The organism is Aeribacillus composti (genome assembly GCF_031760945.1).
Classification (GTDB): Bacteria; Bacillota; Bacilli; order Bacillales; family Aeribacillaceae; genus Aeribacillus; species Aeribacillus composti.
The window spans coordinates 1242881-1258328 of the sequence record NZ_CP134501.1 but is presented as its reverse complement, the minus strand read 5'-3'; the positions used below and the strand labels follow the sequence as shown (position 1 = coordinate 1258328).

Below are 15448 nucleotides of genomic sequence, written 5' to 3'. Positions count from 1 at the left end.
ACTCCTCACTTAAATCGCTTCTGCACAATTTTTAATCTATTTACGGGCCTGGAGTAAATACTTTTTCAATTTTTTGATGTCCTTCCGGATGGGCCTCTTCATATTCTAATCCAAGAATGTCCATAACCGGCTTATCATTGAATGAGAACAAATAGGCGTCCTCCGATCCTTCATTGACATGCTCATGCCAGCTCCACGGCGGCAGAATGAAGAAGTCTCCTCTTTCCCATTCAAATTTTTGTCCGTTAATGACTGTATATCCTTTTCCTTCAAGAACATGGTAAATGGCGCTGTGCACATGGCGATGCGCTTTCGTATGCTGGTTCGGCAGCAATCTTTGCATCATCGAACCGATTCTTTCATCTGCCGATCCTCCTGTTGTCGGATTGATGTATTCAATCGCATAGCCATCATACGGATCTTCGTTTTCCTTTGGCGATTTACTCATTTGCTCTAAAACATATTTTGCGCGCTCCCATTTGTAGCCAATAATAGGAGACGGATACCCAGGCTTTTCTTTTTTGCCTTTCGGGACGAACGCACCTTTTGCAAATTTTTCAGTTGAATAATTTTCAAGCGGCTGTTCAGGGTAAAATCCATTTTCATAAGGTTCGAAGAAAGAAGCAGCCAAATTTTTCACAAGTCCTACATCCAAACCGTCCAGCCAAATCATCGGTTCAGTTCCTTCATGTTTATGTTCATGCCATGTCCATGCAGGAGTAAGAATCATATCTCCCCGTTCCATGTACACTTTTTCCCCATTCACAGCTGTATAAGCTCCAGAACCTTCAATAATAAAACGGATCGCTCCTTGAGAATGGTGGTGCGAAGGAGCAAATTCTCCCGGCAGCAATAGCTGGATTCCGGCATACAACGTATGTGTCCCATATCCGACTAATCCATGTTTTAATAGATTAGGATTTTGCAAATAAACAACGCGCCGCTCAGCATCTTTTCCAGGTTCTAAAATTTCTCCCGCCTTCATAACATAATCGCGGATCGTTTTCCACTTCCATAAATATGGCTCCACATCATGAACAGGCTCTTTTGTCACCATGTGTCCTAAATCATACCATAGCGGACCTAAATAACTATTTTTCATCCCATCGTAATATTCTTTTAATTCTGTGTCCGTGATGACTTCTTTTTTGCTCATAGGAAACCCTCCCGAAAAATAAAATTGATCCAAAACTAATGATCATGTATGCGTTTCCATCAATCCTAAAAAAATAAAATTTTTTATTTGTTCCTGATATAGGGAACTTAATTACTTAATTCGATATTAAAAAAGAAAATTAATATTGTCAATAGTCAGAATTTATTTTCTAAAAACCGGGCGGATACCTCACTCAGCAGTGCCTGTGCATTCTTTCCTCATTTCAATTCATCTGCTCAATATTTGTCATCACGCTAAAAAAAGGCTTACAGAAAGTTTCGTTCTATTAAACTTTCATGCAAGCCTCATTTGTTTTGATTATAATCTTTTCCAAATTTCTTCTCTGACCGATACTTTCCATCAACGCCAGCTTCTGCATATGACCTGCATAATGTGATGGATGCTTGATAGTTGTCATAATATGAGACGGCTCGAAATTTAGATTTTCCTCTCCCCCTTTGCTAAATGATTCGTAAAAAGCGCTTTTTATCTTGTGAATGAACCTCATACACGACAAATAGTAGGAATGGTTTTTTCCTTCAATTTGTGCAAACTGTTTAGCAGTTTCAAGAAAAACCGATATTCCTCGCTGCATCTATTTTTCTGCACAAAGGAAAATGCATCTTTAAAGAAAAACTCTCTAATACTTCCAGCTTTTTGTCTTTCCAACAAACAAAAACAAACCCGCTCTTTCTTGAATACGGGTTTGTTCCAAAATCAAACGTTTATCGAAATGTCCAGAAATCTTTGAAGCTAGAGCTAATGGGCAATTATTTGATTATATTCGGAAGCCAAAGAACCATCTGCGGCCAATAAGTAATGATGAACAATGCAATAATGGACACGACCAAAAATGGCAAAATGGCTTTCGTTAAGGCTTCCAGCTTGACATTTCCCAACGAAGAAGCAAGGTAAAGCCCCGCTCCAACTGGAGGTGTAAGGAGACCAATTGTTAAATTTATACAAATAATTACTCCGAAATGAATTGGATCAATTCCATAGTTTGCAATGATTGGCGTAAATATCGGTACAAGTATAATCAATGCAGCGATTCCGTCCATAAACATTCCTACAATTAATAGAAAAATATTAACTAATAGAAGAAACAGGAACGGATTTTCAGTTAAAGAAGTCATCCAGGATGCAATTGTTTGAGGAATTCTCTCAAATGAAAGCATCCAACCAAATAAATTTGCCATTGCGATGAGCATAGTAATGATAGCACTTGAAATAGCTGTATTAATCATAATAGTTGGAAGATCTTTAATTTTCAGTTCTTTATAAATAAAAAAACCGACAACTAACGCTACAACACATGCAAACGCTGCTGATTCCGTAGGAGTAAAAACACCGCTTAAAATACCGACAATAATTATAAACGGTACTAACAGTGCAGGAATCACATTCAAGAAAGATTGGAACATGACGGATATTTTAGCGCGTTCATGCGTCTGCCACTTCTGCTTGTAGCCTGTGTATGCAATTAGTAATATAAAGGCAATCCCCAATAAAATTCCAGGCATAATTCCTGCCAAAAACATTGAACCGATCGATGCTCCTGACGAAACGCCATAGATAATAAACAGCATGCTTGGCGGAATAATGGGACCTAAAAGACCTGCGGCTGCTGTCGTGGAGGCGCTAAATTCCCTTGAATATCCTTCCTTTTCCATTGAAGGCACCATAATTTTGCTCATCATAGCAATTTGAGCTGTAGCTGACCCTATAATGGATGCAAGCAGCATATTCGAAACGACATTCACATATGCCAATCCACCTTTAAAATGCCCAACAAGAGTCGTAGCAAAGCGAATTAAACGCTTTGTTATGCCGCCGGAATTCATTAACTCCCCTGCCATCATAAACAGCGGAATCGCAAGTAGACCGTAACTTTCAAGGCCTGAATATAACCGTTGGGGCGCTGTTGATAACAAACCCGTATTTCCAGTTAACAATATATAGAGAATCGTCGTGATTCCAAGTACAAAAGCAATCGGTACTTGTAAAAGGAGGAGAATAATAAAGATTAACAGTGCGATAGTCATATTACAATGCCTCCTTTTTGCCTTGGAAATTTTTTAAAATCAAATCGAGCGTATGAATGCTAATAAAGAAAAAACTAACAGGTACGCTCAAATATGGAATAATCATCGGCAATTGCATCGAATTGGAGCGTTGAATCATTATATTAGATGATGACAGCCACATGACAGATAAATAGAAAATATACAAGGCGAAAAGAAGGACGGAAAGCAAACTGATGCCAATCAAAACTTTTTTTGTTTTTCCATTCATTTTATCCATAAAAAGAGTAACGGCAGCAGAGTTCTGCCGTTTAATACTCATGCTTCCCCCAATAAAAGTTAACCATGCTAATGAAAAAATGGCGGTTTCGTCTGACCAGTTTAAAGGAGAGCTTAAGAAATAGCGATAGAAAACACCTAAAGATAATGAAATGAGCATAAAAATGCATAAAATGATCGCCAAAATTTTTTCAATACTGTGTAAGATTTCACTCAGGCTATGGATAAACTTCATAAAAACTCCCCCGTTATTGTTTCGCTTCCTCTAAGAACTTTTTAATAACCGGTGATTTTTCAGCATATTTGTCCTTCACTTCTTTTGCGATCGAATCAAAAGCAGAGGTATCGGTAAGTTCTTTTACTTTAACTCCATGCTTTTTTAATTCCTCCAAGTTCTTATTCTCTCGTTGAATTGCTTCTTGAACACCCCAATCTGCTGCTGCTTTTAATGCTTTTTTCACAATTTCTTGATCTTCAGTCGTTAGCTTGTCATATGTTTTTTGACTCATCACAATAACAGATGGGAACGTTATATGGTTTGTCAACGTTAAATTTTCAGCATTTTCATAATATTTTTCCGTTACTAACGCATCTAAATCAATGTCAATTCCATCGATGACACCAGTTTGCAAAGAAGTATATACTTCAGAAAGCGGCATTGCGGTTGGACCAGCGCCGACTTTTTCCAAAAATTCCTGAATAGCCGGGCTGCCAATAATGCGAATTTTTTTCCCTTTCAAGTCTTGCGGAGAAGAGACATGCCCGTTTTTCATCAAAATGTGGCGGTTTCCGGCAAAAATAAAATCAAGTCCGACAAGCCCTTGTGAATTCAGATCCTCCAACATCTGCTTTGCAGCTTCCGATTCTCTCATTTTCACCGCTTCTTCTAAATTTTTAAACGTGAATGGCATAAACCAAGCGTTTAATGAATCTTGGCGCGTACTCATATAAGCGTTTGTCAGAAAACCAAAATCTAATGAGCCAGTTTCAAGCTGCTGTGCCATATCTTTTTCCAGTCCGAGCTGAGAAGCAGGGTAAATTTCCAGTTTCATTCTTCCGTCTGAAAGCTTTTCCAGCTCTTCCCCGAATTTCAAAGCAGTTTGATGCCAGACGTGAGATTCTTGTGTCACATGGCTTACTTTAAAAGTGTATACGTCACCGCCTTTTTCAGAGCTTTTCTCATCCCCGTTTGCGTTATTGCCGCTGCATGCTGAAAGAATGATGACTAAAATGGACAGCATGACAAGCAACCTCATAATTCTCATTTTCTTCATGTAAAAATCCCCCTTTTTTAAATCAACTTTGTTAATAAAAGTTTGCAGGTACCAAAAAATGAAACGCTTTCAATAATAAACATTAAAAAACATTTATTATTGAAATAGTGAATTCGTTTCATTTATATTATAATTTATCTGCTCTCTATGTCAAACCATTTTTAATATTTATTATTTTCTAATAATTAAAAATAAAAAAGCAGCTTTCCAGCTAGAAAGCTACTTCCCGCTTTTAAATCCAAAGGATTCAGATAATTCGCGAGCGCATTTTATGACGTATTGGCTCACTTCATCCGTCGGCTTATGCGGGATCAGCTTCGTGAAGCCTACCAATGTTATGGAGGCTACAAGATCATGATTAAAATCTAAAATCGGCACACTAAATGACGAAACGTGCTCCACTAAAGGCTCTGCTGCGTAAGCAAAGTACGTTTTTTCAATTTCAACTTGCTCCTTTTCAAATTCCTTCCGTTGTTCTTCCGTCAATTTGCTTAACTCTTTTAACTTCCATTCCTTAATCTCAATTTCAGGCGTTTTGTTGAAAACAGCGAAAATTTTCCCTGTGGCAGACATTAAAGGCAGCCGTGTTCCAATTTGCGCTCCGATATTTAGACCGTAGTTGGCATTCCAAATATTTGCGATAACCGGCCCTTCATGCGTCCAAACTGTAAGCAGCGATGTTTGGGCTGTGTAGCGGCTGATATCTCTTAAGTACGGCGTCACCCTGCCGATCACATCTTTGCTGCCAATTGCAGCCGAACAGTATTGAATAAATTTTCCTCCCAATGAATATGTTCCATGTCTTTTATCCCGATACAACAATCCAAGCTGCGTCAATGTGTTCAAATATTTATAGAGGTTGCTTTTTGTAATGCCGGACAACTCCTGAATTTCCGTAAATTTTAACGGATGATCATTGTTTGCAATAATCTCTAAAATTTGCACGCCAGTTTGCAACGATTGAATGATTTGTACGTTTTTTTGCTGCTGCATTTCTCTTCCCCTTTTAATCCATTTTTTAACCCAATATCCAAATTCTTTTATAAACATGAATGTAACAAGGAACTTTGAAAAAATCAAACACAATAAAATAACTGAAAAATTTTTATTTTATTAAAGTTGACAATTTTAAAATATTTATTTATTTTTATTATTAAATAACAATGTTATCTAATAGTGGATTTTATGACCCGAAAGTGAAAGGCTAACACTACCATTTTTCAAAACATTGAATGCGCTTCCAATTTTTCATTAGTCACGTTTTCTAGTAACACAGGTCAAGAGTAGGCGCCGTTAAAAATTTAAGCAAAATGTATTGCCTAAGGAATGCTTTTAGGCCATACAATTTTCCCGACTATTGCTGCATGGATGCAAAAGCTTCCGAAAGGGTTCCATTCGAACGCCCATAGACATATGCACACATCGATTTATCATGCTCCGTTATACGATCATTGACGGCACTCGATTTAACTGGGAAAAAGGAGATTTTTTCGTTGTCCCGAACTGGTCGTGGCATGAACACGTTGCAGAAGAAGAAAGCTATTTTATTCTCAACAAATGATTTGCCAATACTTGAAGAAACGTTTGAGCAGTCAAAACGGTTATCAAGAAGTAAAAGATAGTTTACACCAGCCTTATAAATTGAATTTTGTAAAAAGTGAACTTGAAGCAATTGTCGATTCATTTCATTTTTCATTCTAATAAGGGGGATCAATATATGAAAAGCAGTCAAACAGATTTAATCATTGTCGGCGGGGGGATAGGCGGTCTTTCGGCTGCTCTAGCGGCAGCGGAAGCCGGAAAAACTTCATTAGTTTTGGAAAGAGCTCCTCAGTTTGGTGAGGTCGGAGCAGGCATTCAATTGGCTCCAAATGCAACCGCTGTGCTGAAACGATTTGGAGTCATGGAGGAAATTTCAAAAGTTGCTGTATTTCCAAAACGTCTTGTGCTAAAAGATGTTTATACGGCAAATGAGTTGTCAGCAATGGACCTTGGCGAAGCATTCAAAGCCCGATACAAACATCCGTATCTCGTTTTGCACCGTTCGGATCTCCACCGAATTTTGCTTGAAGCTTGCAAGAAAACAGGTATGGTCCGCTTCAAAAACAACCAAACAATTGAGACTGTCAAGCAAGAACATGACGTTGTTTCTGTTTACAGCCAAAGCGGAGAAATGTTCACGGCTGATGCCGTCATCGGAGCAGACGGACTTTGGTCAAAGCTTAGAAAATATTTCGTTGATGACGAACCCATTTGCTCTGAATATGTTGCTTACAGAGGAACCATACCGATTTCCGAAATTTCAAACGCAAACTTAGACGATGTCGTCATGTGGATCGGCCCTTATTTGCATTTAGTACAATATCCAGTAAGACGCGGAGAGCTTTATAATCAAGTGGTCGTGTTTAAATCTTACAATTATAAGGCAAATTCCGATGATTGGGGCACACCTGAAGAAATGGACAGACGATTTAAAGGATGCCATCCGGATGTGAAAAATGCCTTAACATTTATACAACGGCAAATTCGCTGGCCGATGTATGACAGGCTGCCAATTAACAATTGGACAAAAGGGAAGGTTACATTGCTTGGCGATGCAGCTCATCCTATGCTGCAATATTTAGCTCAAGGAGGCTGCCAGGCGCTTGAAGATGCTTCTTATCTTGCAGATATGCTCAAAAAATATCCGGACAGCTATGAGCAAGCATTCGCCGATTTTCAGAAAGAGCGGCTGCCGCGTACAGCAAAAGTACAAACGAGCGCTCGGACATGGGGTGAAATTCTTCATACTGAAGATCCTGTTGCAACACTGCTCAGAAACACTATTTTTGAACAAAGAACTCCGCAAGACTATGAAGTGGCCGATTTCCTTTATAGCTATGACAAAACGACTAAACAAATCAATTAATATATGAATAGAGAAGCCTGACGTAAAAATTTGAACTTATAAAAAATATTTTAATAGAAAGCGGTGAAAAACAATGGATAGCCTTCGTTTCACCGCTTTCTTCATACCATTTGCACGATTCTTTTATTTTTTTTAAAAAAGGTGTACAATTAGTTTGTTGTTTAAAAAGTCTGAAAAAATGATTTTTTTCAAAGAAGGGACAAATATGGAAGAAGCAAAATTATGGACGAAAAATTTTTTTAGTATTTCAATTTGTAATTTTTTTCTTTTTATAAACTATTATTATTTGCTGGTCACCTTGCCGATCTTTGTCATTCAAGATTTAAAAAGCAGTGAAGCTGAGGCTGGCTTAATAGCAATGGTTTATTTATTTGCTGCGATCGTGACTCGCCCGTTCGTCGACCAATTTATGGAGAAGCTTGGAAAACAAAAAATGTTGATTATTTCCTTGGTCATTTTCCTGATCGCCTCTATTTCTTATTTATTTGTCAGTTCAATTGTCTTATTATTGATCATTCGTTTTCTTCATGGAATCGGTTTCGGGATCGCGACAACCGCAACAGGGGCGATTGTGGCAGATATCGTGCCGGAATCGAAAAAAGGAGAAGGAATGGGATATTTTATTTTATCTTCCAATGTCGCCATGGTGATTGGACCATTTTTAGGGCTTACCTCGTTAGATCATTGGGGTTCTTTTGTCATGCTCGTCATTGCCCTTATTTGTTCCGTTGGGGCGCTTTTGACCGGGGGAATAGTTAACCTGCATGAAATGAAGCCAAAACTAAATAAAAGAGAACTTTTCAAAGTGAATTTCAGCTTTGAAAAACTTGTAGAGGTATCAGCATTCCGCATTGCGTTGATTGCTGCCTTTTTAGCTTTTGCTTATTCGACTGTATTATCGTTCGTCTCCGTTTTTGCGGAAAAAATGAATCTTGGCGCCGGTTCGAATTTATTCTTCGTCGTGTATGCAATCGTTTTGCTCATTTCCCGGCCGTTTACCGGACGGTGGTTTGACCGATACGGCGCAAATGTCATTGTTATCCCTTGCATCGTTTCATTTGCCTTTGGATTATTTATATTGAGCATGGCAAATACATCCTTCATCTATTTGTTAAGTGCAGTATTTATCGGTCTTGGATGGGGAACCTTATTTCCAAGCTTCCAAACAATGGCTATACAAATTGTCCCTCCACAGAGAAGAGCGGCTTCTCTCAGCACATTTTTATCGATCTTCGACATCGGCATCGGTCTCGGATCGTTTTTAACTGGAGCAGTTGTTGTCTTTACTGGATTTACATCTTTATATTTTTACACTTCGCTTTATGTGTTGGTAGGTTTAGTTTTATATTGCCTCTTTGTACAGCATCGTTTTGCCAGAAAGCCGAAAAGTTTGGAGCACGATCGAAAATCTTCTCTTCAACAATAGCCCCCTCAGCTATGGGGGCTATATCATCTTCTTTCAACACATTGCAACGATAATATTTTTTCATGTATATTTAAATTTTGTTCGAAATAAATATTTCCTCACTGCTGAAAATAATGCAAACAAAAGTCTAAATCTTTCTGCAAATGCTCTTTCATTAATCTTTCCGCCTCATCTCCATCATGATGATATATGGCTTTATAGATTTGTTCATGTTCATCAATCAAAAAAGGCCTTTTATAATAAACAACCGTCTTCCTAAATAAATAGATTATGGATTGCATCCGATCAATGATATCAATCATAAACGGGTTGTTGCTTGTTTGAACAATAATATTATGAAATTTTTCATTTGCTTCCATGATTTCTTCAGTCGTTCCGGTTCTTGCTGTGACTATGCATTTCCATAATTCTTCTAAACTTTCTTCACTCATATAAGTTGCAGAATAGCGAGCCGCATATCCTTCAAGCAAAATTCTGACTTGAAAAATGTTTCGCAAGTCACTGTCCGTTGGATTTACTACTTTTTTTTGCAATATCAGACCTTCTTGCTCCAACTTGCGAATCGCTTCTCTTACAGGCGTTCTGCTCACACCCAATTCTTCCGCAATTCTTTCTTCTGTCAGCTTTGTTCCTCTTGGCAACTCCCCATTTAATATTTTATCTCTTATATATTCATAAGATTTAATGTATGCATGTTTCGGTGTCTTTTTTGTCAAAGCAATCGTCTCCTCTGAATAATCTCTAATGAATAGTATAAATTGTCATTAACAATATTAAAAGTACACAAGTTTTTTGTATTCATTTTTAATTTTTTTGTATACAAATTTAATTAAATTGTGTACAATTAGACTCAAAAGAAAACGTTTACTACTGGGGGGGTTACTTCAATGATTGGATTCATCGGTATCGGCATCATGGGAAAACCAATGGTTAGAAACCTTATGAAAAAAGGTCATGAAGTCACTGTTTATGATCTTAACGAGGAAGCCGTTCAACAGTTGGTGCAGGAAGGTGCAATATCATCTGCCTCTCCAAAAGAAGTGGCGCAAAAAAGTAACATCATTTTTACTATGCTGCCCAATTCTGAACATGTAAAAAGCGTCATTCTAGGTGAAAACGGCATTGTGGAAGGAGCTTCCAAAGGTACGATAGTCGTGGATATGAGCTCGATCTCTCCTGTTGTTTCAAAAGAACTGGCGCAAATTTTAAAAGAAAAAGAGATTGATATGTTGGATGCACCAGTGAGCGGAGGAGAACCGAAAGCAATCGATGGCACTTTGGCGATTATGGTTGGAGGAAAAGAAGAAGTTTTTAAAAAAGTTTTAGATTTATTTAAATGCATGGGGCAATACATAACTTTAGTCGGAGAAAATGGGGCTGGCACAACTGCTAAACTTGCAAATCAAATCATAGTCAACGTCAATATCGCAGCAATGTCTGAAGCTTTAATTTTAGCTGCAAAAGCAGGAATCGATATTGAAAAAATGTATCGAGCGATTCGAGGGGGGCTTGCAGGAAGCGCTGTGTTAGATGCAAAAGTGCCGCTCATTTTAGAACGCAATTTCACTCCGGGCGGAAGAATCGATATTAACTTAAAAGATTTAACAAATGTTGTGGAAGCAGCACGTTCAATTGGCACGCCCATCCCTCTAACCTCCCAAGTATTAGAAATGTTTCATGCATTAAAGATAGATGGAAAAGCTGGTGATGATCATGCCGGTTTAATTCAATATTATGAGAAATTGGCAAATTTTGAAGTGAAAAAGTCCTGCGGTAATATGTCAAGGTGAAAAATCATAGAAATTGGAAATTCCCTTGTCCGATGATCCGAAAAAAGGCAATACTGAAGAAACCCAGTATTGGTACATGTAATAAACTGGGTCTAAAGGTTGATATTGGTATACCAGATCGATCCTCTTATCGATCTTCCCCCTTTCTTGGCGTGTAGATTTGACCGTTGCGTAGCAGCGCATCGATCACACGCACGAGTTTTCTAGCGGTGAGGACGAGGGCTCGTTTATGTTGGTGTTTGGGCACTTCCTCATACTTCTTCCGGTAGTACGCACGAAACGTCGCATCATGCCGTTGCACCGAGTTGGCAGCCTCCACTAGGTAGTAACGGAGATAGCGATTGCCGGAACGAATGAGGGAGGTGTCCTCGGCTTGAAAACGGCCCGATTGGTGCTTGGACCATGTCAAGCCGGCATATTTTGCCAAGGCGGCCTGGTTGTGAAACCGCTCGATTTGCCCGATTTCGGCCAGGATGCCTGCGGTATAAACCGGTCCGATGCCTGGGATGGTTTGCAGTGTGTTCGGAATGCCTTCAAGATGGCGGGTAATGGCTTTATCGAGCTCTTTGAGCTGCGATTGCAGGCTGCGGATTGATTGAATCGACAGCCCTAACAGCAAGTCGATGGAATCCTCGACACACTTGGACAACCGATACGACGAACGGGCCGCCTTTTGAATCGACTTGGCGATGCATTCCGGATCGGCAAAGCGATTGCGCCCTTTTTGGCGCAGGAAGTCGGCCAACTGCTTGACATCCATTTGGCAGATGTCATCGAGGCTCCACGACTCAAGCAGCAGTTCGAGAATGGCATGTCCGAAGATCGAACTGTCCACCTCTTGGGTAAAGGAACTGCATTTGTAAAACAAGTGCTGGAGAAAATACTGTTTCTCACGGGTTAACTGGTGGACGAGATGATATCGCATGCGTGTCAGTCGCTGAAGCGCGAGAAACTGCTCCTTGAGGACAGCCGTCATCTTCAGACGGCCGAAGCGAAGCCGATCCGCAATGATCCAAGCATCGATGTCATCCGTTTTCTCCAAGTCGACATAGGCTTCTTTAAACTTGCGAATGAGCTTTGGATTGATCGTAAACACCTTGACGTTCCAAGCCTGCAAGGCCTCCTGCTGGTGGAAAAACATAGCTGGATGCCAACTGTAGACCGAGGTGGCTTCCATCCCGATCAGAATTTCGGTTGGCTTTCGCTTGTTAGCCCACAGGAGGATTTGATCCCGAAGGAAGGTGGCGCCCAGAAGATGATTATCCACTTTGAAGCGTGCGCACGTATTTCCTTCATGATCCATAATGCAGGTGGCTAAGTCGCGTGAGCTCACGTCGATCCCGACGTAGAGTTTCATGAGATCACCTCCTATTGTTGTAGGATCGAGGGGTAGGACTCTTCGGGATGCCCCCGGATCGCGCCTGTTGACCAGTCACCCTCGCATATGAGAACTCACGTTGGACCATGGGCTGCCCTGGAAGCTGCTCCTTCCAGCATGGGGAAAACCAACGGGAACAGCCTGCGGGTTAGACGTCCAAACAGGGGCCGAGGAGACAGACTTTACAAGTAGTCAAAGCTACAGGAATGAGAAGAGTATCCCCGATGATCCTAAGACCATTATCCAGGAACATTGCGAAAAGTCCAACCCCGGTACGCTCAACCCTTTGTGGGAGGGGCGCGCCCCTCCCACAAAGGCAACCACCCAAGATATGCGATTGTCAAGGAGCGTATCGGACTGGAAATTCGATAAAAAAACTTTCTGAAACTTAGTATACGAGGGAGTGTAAGCTATGCTCAAGACGTCGGAAGTGATTTCCTCCTACCCTACAGTCGATCTCGACATGATTCAAAACGAGTGGTCTCAATATAATTCGAAATTCAATCACAAAATTATTGTGCTTGATGATGATCCTACTGGAGTACAGACCGTTCACAGCATTCCCGTTTACACGGACTGGTCATATAAAGCAATCGAACAAGGATTTCAAGAAGACAATCAAATGTTTTTTATTTTAACAAACTCTAGAGCGTTTACTGAGGAGAAAACCAAGCAAGTTCATCAAGAGATTGCCGTTACAATTGAAGAGATTTCTCAAAAATACAAACGTCCCTATATTTTAATCAGCAGAGGAGATTCAACTTTAAGAGGTCACTATCCTCTGGAAACTAAAGTACTCCGCGAAACAATTGAGCAAAAAGCAGGACGAAAAATAGATGGAGAAGTTTTAATACCGTTTTTTAGAGAAGGAGGCAGATTAACAGTCCAAAACACTCACTATGTTGACCAAGATGGGGTTCTCATTCCCGTTGGGGAGACAGAATTTGCAAACGACCGGACATTTGGTTATTGTTCAAGCCATTTAGGCGAATGGATTGAAGAAAAAACAAAAGGTGAATATACGAAAGATTCTGTTACCTATATTTCATTAGATGATATTCGCGCAATAAATATTGATAAAATATACCGCCAATTAATGTCCGTATCAAATTTTAACAAAGTTGTTGTTAACGCTATAGCAGAAGAAGACGTTTCCGTTTTTGCATCTGCCCTGATCAAAGCAATTCAAAATGGTAAACAGTTTTTGTTTCGGACGGCAGCCTCCTTTACAAAAATCATTGGAAATGTAAAGTCCCGTCCACTACTTACAAAAGAAGAATTAATTGAGGAAAATCATAGCAATGGCGGCCTTATTTTAATTGGTTCACACGTAAAAAAAACGACTGAACAGCTAAACCAATTAAAAAAATTGTCAACTCTTCATTTTATTGAGCTTGATAGTCATCTCGTGTTGAATCAAGAAAAATTCAAAAAAGAAATCGATCGTGTCCGCTTGGAAGCAGAACAAAAAGTAAAAAACGGTATCACCACCGTCATCTACACGAGAAGAGAACTGCTGAAATTAGGAGAGGATGCGGAAGAAGAATTACAACTTGCTGTCAAAATATCTGATGGAGTAACCAGCATCGTTTCTAATTTTGCTATAAGGCCTAAATATATTATTGCCAAAGGCGGTATCACATCAAGCGACATCGGTACAAAAGGATTGGGAGTAAAACGTGCAAACATTGCCGGCCAAATCGCACCTGGTATACCTGTGTGGCAGATTGGCACTGAAAGCAAATTCCCTAATTTACCTTATATTATTTTTCCAGGGAATGTCGGTGCTCCCTCCACACTGAAAGATATTGTAACAAAATTGGAAGGAGTGAAAGAATAATGCTTACTGGAAATATGTTAATTTTAGTATTCATATTCGCATTGGCATTCTTGTTTTTCCTTATTTTAAAACTGAAAGTTGACCCGTTTTTATCACTCATTACCATTGCTATTATAACCGCACTTATAATGGGGTTCAAATTGAATGAAGTTGCTGGAATTGTTTCAGGCGGTTTCGGAAATACTTTAATGGGCGTCGGAATCTTAATCGGTCTAGGCGTTATTTTTGGAGAATTTTTGGCTGCATCAGGTGCCATTGAAAAAATAGCACAAGCTGTTTTAAAGGGCTTCGGAAACCGCCGATCTGTTGCAGGATTAGGATTAACTGGAACTGTTGTGTCAATTCCCGTATTTTTTGATGCAGCATTTGTCATACTAAGCGGTTTGATCAAAAGTTTATCGAAAAAAACAGGAATATCTGTTGTATCTTTTGTAACCGCTTTAGGAATTGGATTAATCGTTTCCCACAGCATGGTGCCGCCGACACCAGGTCCGCTCGTTGTAACGGAAAATACTAATGCTGATCTAGGGCTGTTCATTTTATATGCCATCATTTGCGCGATTCCTGCAACACTGGTTGGCGGCTACTTATACGGATTGTTCATCGGAAAACGAGTCAATCCTTCAGGCGATTTTGACGAAAATGCAGGAACCGATGAAAATAATCCAAAGCCGAAAAAAGAGATCAGCACAGGTTTATCCTTATTCATGCTGGCTCTTCCAATCATTTTAATTTTATTGAATACCCTTTCACAATTATTATTTCCAAATACACCAATTTCAGCCGTTTTAGGGTTTATCGGCGAAAAAAATGTTGCTTTACTAATAAGTGTATTAGCAGCTATTATCATCCTTAAGCCATATATTTCTATACCTTATCAGCAACTGTATTCACAAGCCATTAATTCGGCAGGTATTATTATTTTAATAACCGGTGCCGGAGGAGCTTTTGGAGCTGTTATTAATGAAAGCGGGATAGGAGACCATCTAATCGAAACGATGCAAAGCTGGAGCATTCCGGTACTTTTATTAGCTTTTATTTTTTCACAAATTTTGCGCGCATCGTTAGGTTCTGCTACTGTTGCTTTAGTGACGACTTCCAGCATTTTAGGACCTGCCGCGGGAGATCTTGGGGTCTCACCCATCCTGCTTGGTTTAGCCATATGCTCAGGAGCAATCGGCCTTTCACTTCCGAACGATTCTGGTTTTTGGGTCGTGAACAAATTCGGAAAACTTACGATAGTCCAAACTTTAAAAGCATGGACGATCGGAGGATTTTTGGCAGGCTTAACATCCCTCACCATGGTTTATATACTCAGCCTGTTTTCAGGAATTTTGCCTGGAATATAAAAACTTTAAGGTTGGCTCATGGAT

The 15448-nt window shown here is 39.7% G+C and carries 12 protein-coding genes and 1 pseudogene; 6 read left to right on the top strand and 7 right to left on the bottom strand.

Going from position 1 to position 15448, the window contains the following annotated elements:
* Positions 1–40: 40 nt before the first annotated feature.
* From RI196_RS06240 to RI196_RS06220, 5 genes are all read right to left on the bottom strand, one after another.
* A complete protein-coding gene (locus RI196_RS06240; protein ID WP_063386380.1) occupies positions 41–1156 on the bottom strand; it encodes a cupin domain-containing protein in 1116 nt (371 codons plus the stop codon).
* A gap of 770 nt (positions 1157–1926) precedes the next feature.
* Positions 1927–3201 carry a TRAP transporter large permease gene (locus tag RI196_RS06235; RefSeq protein WP_063386382.1) on the bottom strand — a complete coding sequence of 425 codons (1275 nt, stop codon included), beginning with the start codon at positions 3199–3201 and terminating at the stop codon, positions 1927–1929.
* 1 nt (position 3202) lies between these two features.
* Positions 3203–3694 carry a TRAP transporter small permease gene (locus RI196_RS06230; protein WP_063386383.1) on the bottom strand — a complete coding sequence of 164 codons (492 nt, stop codon included), beginning with the start codon at positions 3692–3694 and terminating at the stop codon, positions 3203–3205.
* A 13-nt stretch (positions 3695–3707) separates the two neighbouring features.
* Positions 3708–4733: a TRAP transporter substrate-binding protein gene (locus RI196_RS06225; protein ID WP_311067096.1), complete on the bottom strand. Its 1026-nt coding sequence runs from the start codon at positions 4731–4733 to the stop codon at positions 3708–3710.
* A gap of 219 nt (positions 4734–4952) precedes the next feature.
* On the bottom strand, positions 4953–5726 hold the full coding sequence (locus RI196_RS06220; RefSeq protein ID WP_063386385.1) for an IclR family transcriptional regulator: 774 nt from the start codon (positions 5724–5726) through the stop codon (positions 4953–4955).
* A gap of 342 nt (positions 5727–6068) precedes the next feature.
* Between RI196_RS06220 and RI196_RS06215 the strand changes: the two are divergent.
* From RI196_RS06215 to RI196_RS06205, 3 genes and pseudogenes are all read left to right on the top strand, one after another.
* Positions 6069–6355, top strand: a pseudogene (locus RI196_RS06215) (cupin domain-containing protein); the annotation flags it as partial.
* Positions 6356–6450: 95 nt separating this feature from the next.
* On the top strand, positions 6451–7641 hold the full coding sequence (locus tag RI196_RS06210; protein ID WP_063386386.1) for an FAD-dependent monooxygenase: 1191 nt from the start codon (positions 6451–6453) through the stop codon (positions 7639–7641).
* Positions 7642–7846: 205 nt separating this feature from the next.
* A complete protein-coding gene (locus RI196_RS06205) occupies positions 7847–9067 on the top strand; it encodes an MFS transporter (RefSeq protein WP_311067095.1) in 1221 nt (406 codons plus the stop codon).
* Positions 9068–9165: 98 nt separating this feature from the next.
* Here RI196_RS06205 and RI196_RS06200 read toward each other — a convergent pair whose 3' ends face one another.
* Positions 9166–9783: a GntR family transcriptional regulator gene (locus RI196_RS06200; RefSeq protein WP_144597489.1), complete on the bottom strand. Its 618-nt coding sequence runs from the start codon at positions 9781–9783 to the stop codon at positions 9166–9168.
* Positions 9784–9954: 171 nt separating this feature from the next.
* Here RI196_RS06200 and garR point away from each other — a divergent pair, with 171 nt between their 5' ends.
* Positions 9955–10857 (top strand): 2-hydroxy-3-oxopropionate reductase, encoded by a 903-nt coding sequence (gene garR / locus RI196_RS06195; protein WP_311067094.1) that lies wholly within the window; start codon positions 9955–9957, stop codon positions 10855–10857.
* A gap of 127 nt (positions 10858–10984) precedes the next feature.
* Here garR and RI196_RS06190 read toward each other — a convergent pair whose 3' ends face one another.
* Positions 10985–12214, bottom strand: coding sequence for an IS110 family RNA-guided transposase (locus RI196_RS06190; protein ID WP_027725928.1), 1230 nt, complete (start codon positions 12212–12214; stop codon positions 10985–10987).
* Between the two features lie 433 nt (positions 12215–12647).
* On the opposite strand from RI196_RS06190, the gene RI196_RS06185 reads away from it, so the two are divergent.
* Together RI196_RS06185 and RI196_RS06180 are read left to right on the top strand one after the other, a co-directional pair.
* On the top strand, positions 12648–14075 hold the full coding sequence (locus RI196_RS06185) for a four-carbon acid sugar kinase family protein (RefSeq protein WP_144597493.1): 1428 nt from the start codon (positions 12648–12650) through the stop codon (positions 14073–14075).
* On the top strand, positions 14075–15424 hold the full coding sequence (locus RI196_RS06180; protein ID WP_144597495.1) for a GntP family permease: 1350 nt from the start codon (positions 14075–14077) through the stop codon (positions 15422–15424). The genes RI196_RS06185 and RI196_RS06180 overlap by 1 nt, the downstream gene beginning before the upstream one ends.
* The last annotated feature ends 24 nt before the right edge of the window (positions 15425–15448 follow it).

What these genes read in the sequence shown, in the direction of transcription:
- RI196_RS06240 (WP_063386380.1), bottom strand. Translation starts at nt 1,156, where the DNA reads ATGAGCAAAAAAGAAGTCATCACGGACACAGAATTAAAAGAATATTAC.
- RI196_RS06235 (WP_063386382.1), bottom strand. Translation starts at nt 3,201, where the DNA reads ATGACTATCGCACTGTTAATCTTTATTATTCTCCTCCTTTTACAAGTA.
- RI196_RS06230 (WP_063386383.1), bottom strand. Translation starts at nt 3,694, where the DNA reads ATGAAGTTTATCCATAGCCTGAGTGAAATCTTACACAGTATTGAAAAA.
- RI196_RS06225 (WP_311067096.1), bottom strand. Translation starts at nt 4,733, where the DNA reads ATGAAGAAAATGAGAATTATGAGGTTGCTTGTCATGCTGTCCATTTTA.
- RI196_RS06220 (WP_063386385.1), bottom strand. Translation starts at nt 5,726, where the DNA reads ATGCAGCAGCAAAAAAACGTACAAATCATTCAATCGTTGCAAACTGGC.
- RI196_RS06210 (WP_063386386.1), top strand. Translation starts at nt 6,451, where the DNA reads ATGAAAAGCAGTCAAACAGATTTAATCATTGTCGGCGGGGGGATAGGC.
- RI196_RS06205 (WP_311067095.1), top strand. Translation starts at nt 7,847, where the DNA reads ATGGAAGAAGCAAAATTATGGACGAAAAATTTTTTTAGTATTTCAATT.
- garR (WP_311067094.1), top strand. Translation starts at nt 9,955, where the DNA reads ATGATTGGATTCATCGGTATCGGCATCATGGGAAAACCAATGGTTAGA.
- RI196_RS06190 (WP_027725928.1), bottom strand. Translation starts at nt 12,214, where the DNA reads ATGAAACTCTACGTCGGGATCGACGTGAGCTCACGCGACTTAGCCACC.
- RI196_RS06185 (WP_144597493.1), top strand. Translation starts at nt 12,648, where the DNA reads ATGCTCAAGACGTCGGAAGTGATTTCCTCCTACCCTACAGTCGATCTC.
- RI196_RS06180 (WP_144597495.1), top strand. Translation starts at nt 14,075, where the DNA reads ATGCTTACTGGAAATATGTTAATTTTAGTATTCATATTCGCATTGGCA.